Genomic DNA, 9,895 nt, shown 5'->3' with positions numbered 1-9,895 from the left:
CCCGAAAGAACGGAACGGATGAGCCTCGTGAATCGAAGGAGACGACCCATGTTCGGAATGATCGCATTCGCCGCAACCATCGCCGCCACGGTGTTCGGATATCTGCAGAGCCGCAGCTTCGTGCGGCGCCGGCTGGCCTACGTGGACGCCGTCCACAACGTGCTCGCCCCCATCCTCGCGGGTGCCGCGGCGTTCATCGTCGCCATTCCCGTCGTCGGACTCCTTCCGCTGGTGGGCGGCGGCACGGCGCTGCTGTTCGGTGCCGGCGTGGGCGCCGGGGTGGCCGCGGGGGCGCGCGACACGCGTCATCGGCGCATCGGCGTCTGACCCAATCGCGGGACAGAACGAGAGCGGCGCTCCGGGTGGACCGGGGCGCCGCTTTCCGTTCAGCGCCTGCGCAGCGCGCGGGTGAGGATGCGGTCCAGCGAGCCGGCGAACGCCTGCTTGTCCTTGGGCCCGTACGGGCGCGAGCCGCCGGTTTCCACCCCCGCGCCCCGAAGCCCGTCCATGAAGTCGCGCACCGCCAGCCGCTCGCCCACGTTCTCGGCGTCGAACTCGTCGCCGCGCGGGTCGATCACCGCCACCCCCTTTTCCACCAGTGCGGCCGCGAGCGGAATGTCAGCGGTGACGGCCACGTCGCCCGGCGCGGCCTGCTCCACGATGTACAGGTCCGCCACGTCGGGGCCGCCCTCTACCCGCACCGCGGTGACGAACGGGTTGCCGGGCGGCACCGGCATCCGCTGGTTGGCCACCAGCACCGTCTGCATCTCCAGCCGCTTGGCGGCGCGAAAGACGATCTCCTTTACGTCGCGCGGCGCGGCGTCTGCATCGATCCACAGCTTCACGGTCCTCCATCATCGAAAAAGGTCGGTCCATCCGCCCGCCGCGGGTGCAAGACGAACGCCGGGCGCCCTGTCGCGGCGGTGCGCCCCTGGCTACTTTGGCGCCGGTTCGCACACAATCCATCAGCAAAGTGCACGGGCGATGACGGACGGACGCGTTTCGGCGATGGCGGCGGGGCTGGTGGGCTCCGAGATCCTGAAGATCGCCGGGGACATCCGCGCCATGGTGGCGCAGGGCGAAACCATCTGCAACCTGACGGTGGGCGACTTTTCCCCCGCCGAGTTCCGCATTCCCGGCTACCTGGAGCGCGAGATCGTCCAGGCGCTGGGCGCCGGGGAAACGAACTACCCGCCCTCCGACGGCGTGATGCCGCTGCGCAAGGCGGTCGCCGACTTCTTCGAGCGCTGGCTGGGGCTGGAGTACGGGGTGGATTCGGTGCTGATCACGGGCGGATCGCGCCCGGGCATCTTTTCCGTCTACTCCACTCTGGTCGATCCGGGGGACGTGGTGGTGTACCCGGTGCCTTCGTGGAACAACAACCACTACGTGCACCTGTCCGGCGCGCGCGGGCTGCCCGTCACCTGCCGTGCCGAGGACGCCTTCCTCCCCACCCGCGCGCTGCTGGAAGAGGCGGTGCGCGGCGCGCGGCTGCTGGCGCTCAACTCGCCGCTGAACCCGTGCGGCACCGCGTTCACCCCCGAGGCGCTGGGGGCCATCTGCGACCTGGTGCTGGAGGAGAACGCCCGCCGCGGCCCGGGCGAGCGCCCGCTGTACGTGATGTACGACCAGGTGTACTGGATGCTGACCTTCGGCGACACCATGCACGTGAACCCGGTGACGCTGCGCCCCGCGATGGCGGCCTACACGGTGTTCGTGGACGGCATCAGCAAGTCGTTCGCGGCCACGGGCGTGCGGGTGGGATGGACGGTGGCCCCCGTCGACGTCACGCAGCGGATGGCGAGCGTGCTGGCCCACGTGGGCGCCTGGGCCCCCCGCGCCGAGCAGATGGCCACCGCCAGGATGATCGCGGCCACCGACGAGATCGTGGCCTATCACCGCGAGATGAAGCAGGGCGTGGAGGCGCGCCTGGAGGCCCTGTACGCCGGAATCGAAAGGCTTCGCGCCGCGGGCTTCCCCGTGCGGGCCATCACCCCCATGGGCGCCATCTACCTGAGCGCGCAGTTCGCCCTGCACGGCTGGCAAACGCCCGGGGGCGAGGTGCTGGCCACCAACGAGCAGATCCGCGAGTACCTGCTGGCGGCCGCCGGGCTGGCCGTGGTGCCCTTCCAGGCGTTCGGGATGAAGGAGGATACCGGCTGGGTGCGCCTTTCCGTGGGCGCCACGAACCTGGGGGAGATCGAGGTGATGTTCGGACGGCTGGGTGCCGCGCTGGAAGCCCTCTCCGCCCCCACCGGCGTGCGGCGGATGGAAGGCGGCCCCACGGCGGCCGCGTGAGCGGGTAAACCCGCCGCTGGGAGAGCGGAAAGCCCCGGCTCGGGCCGCTGTCGCCCTCCGCCCGGGGCTTCACCTGCACGCGGACCGCGTCTGCCGAAAGCGCGCGTTGTCATCCCGATGGAGCGGTCCCGGCGAACCTGCACTCGCACCATGCGCCGCAGCGACTGAGGGATCCGCCACACACTCGCCCCCGCGCGCCTTAACTTCCGGCTCGTCCCAGCCTTTCTTCCTGCGCGGCGTCAGCTCCGCGTCTGTCGAAGCGCGTTCGAATTCTCCCCTCTCCCGCTTGCGGGAGAGGGGCCGGGGGAGAGGGCGGCCGAGGCATGCGCCGGCCCTGGTCGAAACGCGCCCAACCATCGACGCGTCCACGTTGCACCACGCGAGCAAACCACGCGGGCCGCGCCGGTCAGTCCTGCTGCTGAAGCTCCGCGATCCGCCGCTCGGCGATTCCGATGCCGTTCGCCTGGCGGCGAGGGGCCCGCTCCAGGTAGGCGCGGTACGCGGCCAGGGCCGGCTCGCGGGCACCCAGGTCGTCGTGCGCGGCGCCCAGCCGCAGGTACGGGGCGGCCCAGTACGGCTCCAGCTCCGTCGCGCGGCGGAACGCCGCGGCGGCCGCCTCGTGCCGGCCGGCGGCGGCGAGCGCGTTGCCGTGCTCCAAGTGCATCACCGGGTCGTGGGGAGCCGCCTCGACCGCGGTGGCCGCGTGGCCCAGTGCCTCTTCCACGTTGCGGGCCTGCACCTCCAGCCGCGCCAGGGCCGCGTGCGCGGGGTACATGGCCAGGTCTTCGACCAGCGCCCGCTGAAACGCGTCGCGCGCCTCCGCGCGGTTGCCCTGCACTTCGTAGATGCGCCCCAGCGCGTACTCCCACATCGCCTTGCTCTCGTACGCCGCCACCGCTGCCTCATCACGCTGCCGCAGCGCCGTCAGCAGCTGCTGGATCTCCACCGCGGCGCTGTCTGCCTGCCCCGCGCCCACGAACGAGAGCGCGCGGTAGTGCCGGAAGCGTACGTTCCGGCCGGGGTTGGACCGGACGATCGACCCGAACCGCTCCGCCGCGTCGCGGAACTCGCCCCTGCCGTACGACAGGAAGGCGGTCATGGCCCGGTCCCAGCGTAGCCGCGGTCCAAGGCGTGTCAACAGGGCCACCTCCAGCCCCCGGTGAACGAACGGGTTGCGCATGTACGCCCGCGTGATCAGCGAGTCGTTGGCGATCACGGCCGGGCGCCTCATCACCTGGCGGTCCTCTTCCAGGTAGCCGATCCACGTGCGCTCGTCGCGCGCGAAGAAGGTGGCCCACATCGCCATCAGCGGCTCGGCGCGGGTAGGATCCAGCCGCGAGGCCCAGTAGAACGACGCGTACGCCGCGGCGTTCATGTTCTGGCCGAACATGGCCTCGCCCCGGTCGAAATACGCTTGCCAGTCGTTGGCGTCGGCGCCGCGGGGAAGTCGGGGGCGCTCCGGGAGCTGCGCGGCGGAGGGGGTGGCGAGCGCGAGGGAGAGCGCCAGGGCGAGAAGTGTGGGGATTCTCATGGGACGGACGATGAAGGGCGTTCCCGCAACAATTTGCTTCCGCTACACGATGACGAGCACGCCGCTCCCGCGCAACGATGGCGGGAGCAGCGTCAGCCGTCGTCCGGCGCGGCGTCCGTCGACGGGAGGATCTCCACGACGACGGCGGTAATGTTGTCGCGGCCGCCGCGGGCGTTGGCGGCGCGGATCAGCCGGTCGACGTGCTCTTCGGGAGTGGAGGGGATGGACAGGATGCGGCCCAGCTGCCGGTCGCTCAGCATTCCCGTCAGCCCGTCGGAGCACAGCATCAGCAGGTCGCCGGGGCGCAGCTCTCCCCCCAGCAGGTCCGGCGGCACGTCGAACGGGCCGGTGCCCAGCGCGCGGGTAAGGATGTGCGAAAGCCGGTGCCGGCGCGCGCCCGCCGGCGTCAGCCGGCCCTCGTCTACCTCGCGCTGCACCCAGGTGTGGTCCCTGGTCACCTGCGCCAGCGCATCGCCGCGCAGCAGGTAGGCGCGGCTGTCGCCCACGTGGCCGATGCGGTAGGTGCCATCGGTGCACAGCACGCACGCCGTGGCGGTGGTGCCCATCCCGTGGGTGGCGGGGTGCGCCGCCACGTGCTCGGCGATGGCCCGGTCGGCCGCGGCGAACGACTCCACCATCACCTGCGCCAGCTCGTCGGCCTGCAGGCCGCGGTCGGTGCCCTCGCGCAGGGCCCCGCCCACCGCCTCGGCGGCCAATGCGCTGGCGATCTCGCCCGCCGCGTGGCCGCCCATGCCGTCGGCCACCAGGAACAGGCCGCGCTCGGAGTCCACCACGAAGGTGTCCTCGTTGCCCCGGCGCATCCGTCCCACGTCGGTGCCGCCGGCCGCCTTCCAGGCAAGCTTCACGGGAAGGCCAGCGCCAGCACGGGAAGCCCGGCGGGCAACCCACCCACCGCGGTGGGCGCCGCCACGTTCATGTACACCAGGATGCCCACCACCACCGCGATCACCAGGATCACCAGCAGCAGCCACACCGGGAAGCGCGGGCCGGTGCGCTCCTCGCGCAGGGTGCGGGGCTTTTCGGGGGCCACGTACCCGGCGGCCGCGGCCTGCAGGTCCACCGCCTCAACCTCGCGGAACTGCAGCTGCACGCCGCCCAGGCGCACGGTGGAGCCGTACGGCAGCGGGGTGGGAAGCTGGGGGGCCAGCTTAACCCCCTCGACCGCCGTGCCGTTGGTGGAGCCCAGGTCGGTGATGCGCCAGGCGCCGATGTCGAACTCCAGCCGCGCGTGCTGGGCCGAAACGGAGTCGTCGTCGATCACCACGTCGCAGGCGGCGGCGCGGCCCAGCACGACGACGGGCGCGGGAACGGGCAGCTCCTCGCCGTAGCGCGGGCCGGCCATCAGGGCCAGGCTGGCGAGCGGGCCCGGACGCCCGGACGGGACAACGTTGGCCATCGGCGCGGCTTCTCCTGGGTGGGGTTTTGAATGAAACGGTTGTGGCGCAACGGCTTGCCAACCGGCGCGCAACGTACGCGCCCGCCGCGTCCCCTGCAAGTCGCGGGCACGCGCTTCGCTTGACCTACGCCCCGCCCGCGGGTAGCTTCTCGTCCACACCTTCCCGGCCGCTCCCAATCCCATCCCAGGTCCCGGTGACCGCCGCCCGTTTCGTTCTGGCAGCCCTCCTGCTTTTCCTGTCCCCGGCCGCGCATGCGCAGGCCGCGGACACGCTGTCGCTCGGGGGCGATTGGCGGTTCAAGCAGGGCGACGATCCCGCGTGGGCCGCCGCCGGGCTGAACGACGGCGGCTGGCGCACCATGGCGGTGCCCAGCGAGTGGGAAACCACCATCGGCGAATACGACGGCTTCGGCTGGTACCGCCGCGAGGTGGTGCTGCCCCCGTCGCTGCGCGGCGCCCCGGTGGGCGTGCGCTTCGCCACCGTGGGCGACGCCTTCGAGGTGTTCTGGAACGGCGTGCGGGTGGGCGGCAGCGGCCGGATGCCCCCGAACTTCGTGGAGGGCGCCCTTTCGGTGCTGATCTTCGTTCCCGACTCGCTCCTTTCGCGGGCGGCGGGCGGGCGCCACGTGCTGGCCGTGCGGGTGTTCAACGACTACGCGTACGGCGGGGTGATGGGCTCGGTGCGGGTGGGCCGGTACGACGTGCTGGCGCAGCAGCGCTCGCCGCGCCCCGTGGTCATCGGCGGGCTGGTGTCGTTCTTCCTGGCCATCGGCGTGTACCACTTGGCGTTCTTCCTGCGCCGCCGCGCCGCGCGCGAAAACCTGTGGTTCGCCGGGGTGTGCCTGGCCGTTTCCGTCTACGGCGCCACCTACGCCGACGAGGTGGGGCAGGCGGTGATGCCCTGGATCAACCCGTACCGCCTGGGCGTGCTGGCCATGCTGGCGGGCGGGCCGTTCTTCGTGGCGCTGATCGACGAGCTGTTCGGGCTGCGCGGCGCCCGCCACACCCGCCGGGTGACGACGGTGCTGGCGGCCTGCTTCGGCGCCACCCTGGCGCTGCCCCTGCGGATGCTGGCGGAGCTGGTGCTGTGGATGGACGCCGCCATTGCCGTCGGGCTGATGGTGATCGTGTGGCGCGCATGGCGGATGGGGCGAAAGGGCACGGCGCACGCGGGCACGCTGCTCTTCGGCACGGCGGCGTTCTCGGGCACCATGCTGTACGACGTGCTCAGCGAGTATTCCAGCCTGGTGCCGGTCGCGCGGCTGCTGCCGGGCACGCCCTCGGCGTTCTGGGTGGGCTTCCTGGTGTTCGTGGTGACGGTGGGCATCGCCACGGCGGGGCGCTGGGCGCTCACCGAGGTGACGGCGCTCACCGATCCCATGACCGGGCTGTCGCGCCGCCACGTGCTGGAAGACGCGCTCCGGCGCGAGGCGGAGCGGGTGCGGCGCACCGGGGGCTCGCTGGCGCTGGTGCTGATCGACCTGGACCACTTCAAGCGCGTAAACGACACGCACGGACACCGCGTGGGCGACCTGGTGCTGGAGCGGGTGGGCCGGCTGCTGCGGGCCACCACGCGCAACCTGGACCTTCCCTCGCGCTTCGGCGGCGAGGAGTTCGCCGTGCTGCTGTACGACACCGACCTGCCGGGCGCGCTGAGCTTCGCCGAGCGGTTCCGCGGCACCCTGCGCGACATGCGCTGCGAGGTGGCGCACGGGCAGACGGTGCGGGTGACGGCCAGCGTGGGCGTGGCGGTGGGCACGGACCTGGTGGACCCGCAGACCCTGGTGGAACTGGCCGACCAGGCGCTGTACCGCGCCAAGAACAGCGGCCGCGACCGGCTCGTCTCCGTGACGCTGGATTCCGCCGAGCACGAGTTCGTGGCCGCCCGGTAGTTCCTCGCGCCGGCGGAGTCCGGCAACGGCGGGGGTACAGAGATACAGAAAACGGCCAGAGATACAGAGGAAGATCGATCCTCTCTGTATTTCTGGCTTTTCTCTGCTCCTCGGTACCCCCGCCGTTGCTTTTCTACATGCTGAGCGCGGCGAACACGATCGTAGCGATGCCCCCTACCAGCATCCCGAAGACCATGTACGCGCCCCCCAGCATGGCGAACTTCAGGAACGTTCGAACGATGCCCTGTGCGTAGACCTTCTTCATCGCCAGGAACACGTACAGCACCATCCACAGCCCGAGGATTCCGCGCACCGGGGTGTCCGACGGAACGAGCATCCCCACCGTGAACAGCACGAACGCCATCGCGTGCACGTGAAGCGCAAAGACGAAGTGCTCCACGTAGAACCGCTTCCGCCGCACGTACAACAGCTTCAGGATGAAGGCGAAGAGCGGCATCATCAGGAACACGCCCTTCGGCGCGTTCTCCTCCATCGCCGCCAGCGCGGTCCGCAGCGCCTCGCGCGGGGGCATGCTTTCCAGCCGGTCCTCGGTGCGCTGCAAGCGCCGGTTCAGCGGCTTCAGCCAGCCCGGCACCCGGCTGGTGTCGCTGAACGCCAGGTTCAGGTCCACCTTGCCGCTGTCCGGCTTCGGCGGGACCGGCGGTAGGGGCGGGGCAATCGTGCGGTCCTTGGGCGCCTCGCCGCGCCGGACCGCCGCGATGCGCGCCCTGGCGGAATCGGCCCGCGCTCGTTGGCCGGCGATGCGCGCGGAATCCTGGGCCCGCTCGCGCGCATCGTCCTGCTCGGTCTCCATGGCCACCTCGTCGGCGATGCGGTTCACGTCCGCGACCACGGGGAGCAGGATGAAGAACAGCACCGACGTCACCAGGTACAGCCGGAAGGGCGGCACGTAGCGCATGATGCGCCCCTGCACGTACTCGGCGGTCAGGTGCCCCGGGCGAAACAGCAGCGCGCCGATGGTGCGCGGCAGCGTGGAGTTCAGCGACAGCTGGTCGTCCATCACCTCCATCAGCATGCGCCGCAGCGACACGCGGACGTCGGCCTTGCGCTGCCCGCAGTTGCGGCAGAAGAAGCCCACCGTCGTGTCGCCGCAGTTCAGGCACGGCCGATCGGGCGTACGGCGCGTTTCCGGCGCCCACCAGCGCTGGCGTCGGATGGGTGAGATGGGCGCGGGCGGCTCGCCCCGCGGGTCCGGAAGCCCGGCGGCGGCGGAGGGGAACGGCGGCGGCGCGGCAGTCGGGTCTGGCATGCTGGCGGAGGACAGGAGGGGGTAGTCCGGAGGATCGGAGCCGGCTAGGGGTGCGGTTATTCCGTGGCGCGACTCCGGGCCGGCGTGGGTCAGGCTCCGCCGGAAACCGGCTTGCGCAGCAGGGTGATGGAAAAGAATCCGCCTGTACCGGCAGGCTCGTGGTGCTCGATGCGCAGCGGCGTGGCGGCTACCAGCGGGCCCAGCTTGCGGGTGATTTCCGTCGCCACCACGCCGGAGACGAGGTTGCCTGCGCGGCGCAGGAGCGAAGGCTCGCGGTCGTCGGGTACCCACTTGTCGAACACCACCGCGCGGCCTCCGGGCTTCAGCACGCGGGCGGCCTCGCGGACGGCGGCCACGGGATCGGGCACCACGGCCAGGATCAGGTGAAGCACCACGGCGTCGAACGAGGCGTCGGCGAACTCCAGCGCCTGCGCATCCATCACCCGCGCATCCACCGCGCGCCCCAGCCCTTCGCCGCGCCGGCGGGTGCGATCGACCATCGCCGGCGTGATGTCCGTCGCCACCACCTCCACGCCCGCCGGCAGAAAGGCCAGGTCGGCGCCCGTCCCGCATCCATCGATCAGCACCCGCTCGCCAGCCCGCGCACCCAGCAACTCCAGCGACCGCCGCCGCTGCGGGCGAAAGCCGGCTACCGTGTCGTACAGCGGCGCCAGCAGGGTGTAGCGGACGCGGTTCCAGGCGAGGGTGTTCAGGGGCATTGCGGCCCGTCAGGCCGACTGGAGCTCGCGCATCAGGCCGGCGCGGGCCTCGATGATCAGCTCGCGGACGCGGTCGCGCAGGACTGGGACGTCATCCAGCGTGAGCCCCGCGGTGTCGATGGGAGGCAGGACATGCGCGATGGCGTTGGCCCGGCCCACGATCCACGATCCCTTGGTGATGCAGGCCCGCGTGCCCGCCACGGCGATGGGCAGGATGGGAGAGCCGGTCTCGATCGCCAGTCGAAAGGCGCCGTCGTGGAACTTCTGGATCTCGCCCGTGGACGAGCGCGTCCCCTCGGGCATGATCATCACCGACACGCGCTTGCCCAGCCGGTCGCGGCAGGCGTCCAGCGCCTGCATGCGGCTCTTCACGTCGCCGCGGCGCACGGCGATGTCGCCCGCCATCCTCATCATCCACCCCATCAGCGGGATCTTGAAGATGGCCTCCTTGGAGAGCCACTTCATTTCCCACGGCAGGTGCGAAAGAAGGAAGATGTCGGCGATGGACTCGTGGTTGGCCACGGCCACGTACGGCCGCCGCGGGTCGGGAACCAGGAAGCCCGTCGTGCGGAACTTCCAGAACGGGTTCAGCCGCGTCAGCGTGACGGCGGCGCGGCGAAACCAGCGGCCCACCGTGTAGCGGCCGGGGTCGGACGGCACGGTGGCGGCGTACACCAGGGCCAGCCACGGCACCCAGACCAGGACCACCAGTGCGGCCGATACCCAGACCCAGAGAGAAACCAGGCGCTTCAGCATGAGGGCCTCGTA

The 9,895-nt window shown here is 71.3% G+C and carries 10 protein-coding genes; 3 read left to right on the top strand and 7 right to left on the bottom strand.

The annotated features are described in order from the left end of the window. Positions 1-48 precede the first annotated feature (48 nt). Positions 49-327, top strand: coding sequence for a hypothetical protein (locus VGB24_RS11970; RefSeq protein WP_331073177.1), 279 nt, complete (start codon positions 49-51; stop codon positions 325-327). A 59-nt stretch (positions 328-386) separates the two neighbouring features. Here the strand turns inward: VGB24_RS11970 and VGB24_RS11965 are convergent, their stop codons facing one another. Beyond that, positions 387-845 (bottom strand): YaiI/YqxD family protein, encoded by a 459-nt coding sequence (locus VGB24_RS11965; protein WP_331021396.1) that lies wholly within the window; start codon positions 843-845, stop codon positions 387-389. A 139-nt stretch (positions 846-984) separates the two neighbouring features. Here VGB24_RS11965 and VGB24_RS11960 point away from each other — a divergent pair, with 139 nt between their 5' ends. After that, the gene (locus VGB24_RS11960) at positions 985-2,298 is read left to right on the top strand and encodes a pyridoxal phosphate-dependent aminotransferase (RefSeq protein ID WP_331073176.1); all 1,314 of its coding nucleotides are present in this window, start codon (positions 985-987) and stop codon (positions 2,296-2,298) included. Positions 2,299-2,704: 406 nt separating this feature from the next. On the opposite strand, the gene VGB24_RS11955 is transcribed toward VGB24_RS11960, so the two are convergent. The 3 genes from VGB24_RS11955 to VGB24_RS11945 form a co-directional block, all read right to left on the bottom strand. Continuing rightward, positions 2,705-3,829, bottom strand: a complete 1,125-nt coding sequence (locus tag VGB24_RS11955) for a tetratricopeptide repeat protein (protein WP_331073175.1) — start codon at positions 3,827-3,829, stop codon at positions 2,705-2,707. 92 nt (positions 3,830-3,921) lie between these two features. Next, entirely contained in the window at positions 3,922-4,695 is a 774-nt protein-coding gene (locus tag VGB24_RS11950) for a PP2C family serine/threonine-protein phosphatase (protein ID WP_331073174.1), read from the bottom strand. Beyond that, positions 4,692-5,246 (bottom strand): FHA domain-containing protein, encoded by a 555-nt coding sequence (locus VGB24_RS11945; protein WP_331073173.1) that lies wholly within the window; start codon positions 5,244-5,246, stop codon positions 4,692-4,694. The genes VGB24_RS11950 and VGB24_RS11945 overlap by 4 nt, the downstream gene beginning before the upstream one ends. Positions 5,247-5,440: 194 nt before the next feature. Between VGB24_RS11945 and VGB24_RS11940 the strand changes: the two genes are divergently transcribed. Further along, positions 5,441-7,138 (top strand): diguanylate cyclase, encoded by a 1,698-nt coding sequence (locus VGB24_RS11940; RefSeq protein WP_331073172.1) that lies wholly within the window; start codon positions 5,441-5,443, stop codon positions 7,136-7,138. Positions 7,139-7,271: 133 nt separating this feature from the next. Here the strand turns inward: VGB24_RS11940 and VGB24_RS11935 are convergent, their stop codons facing one another. The 3 genes from VGB24_RS11935 to VGB24_RS11925 all read right to left on the bottom strand — a co-directional run bounded on the left by VGB24_RS11935 (position 7,272) and on the right by VGB24_RS11925 (position 9,883). Next, entirely contained in the window at positions 7,272-8,408 is a 1,137-nt protein-coding gene (locus tag VGB24_RS11935; protein ID WP_331073171.1) for a DUF3667 domain-containing protein, read from the bottom strand. Positions 8,409-8,497: 89 nt separating this feature from the next. Further along, positions 8,498-9,127, bottom strand: a complete 630-nt coding sequence (locus VGB24_RS11930) for a class I SAM-dependent methyltransferase (protein ID WP_331073170.1) — start codon at positions 9,125-9,127, stop codon at positions 8,498-8,500. A 9-nt stretch (positions 9,128-9,136) separates the two neighbouring features. Then, positions 9,137-9,883, bottom strand: a complete 747-nt coding sequence (locus VGB24_RS11925; protein ID WP_331073169.1) for a lysophospholipid acyltransferase family protein — start codon at positions 9,881-9,883, stop codon at positions 9,137-9,139. Positions 9,884-9,895 lie beyond the last annotated feature (12 nt).

Source organism: Longimicrobium sp., from assembly GCF_036399935.1.
In the GTDB taxonomy this organism is placed as follows: Bacteria; Gemmatimonadota; Gemmatimonadetes; order Longimicrobiales; family Longimicrobiaceae; genus Longimicrobium.
Note: the sequence above shows the minus strand (reverse complement) of the source record. Positions and strands in the feature narration are given on the sequence as shown.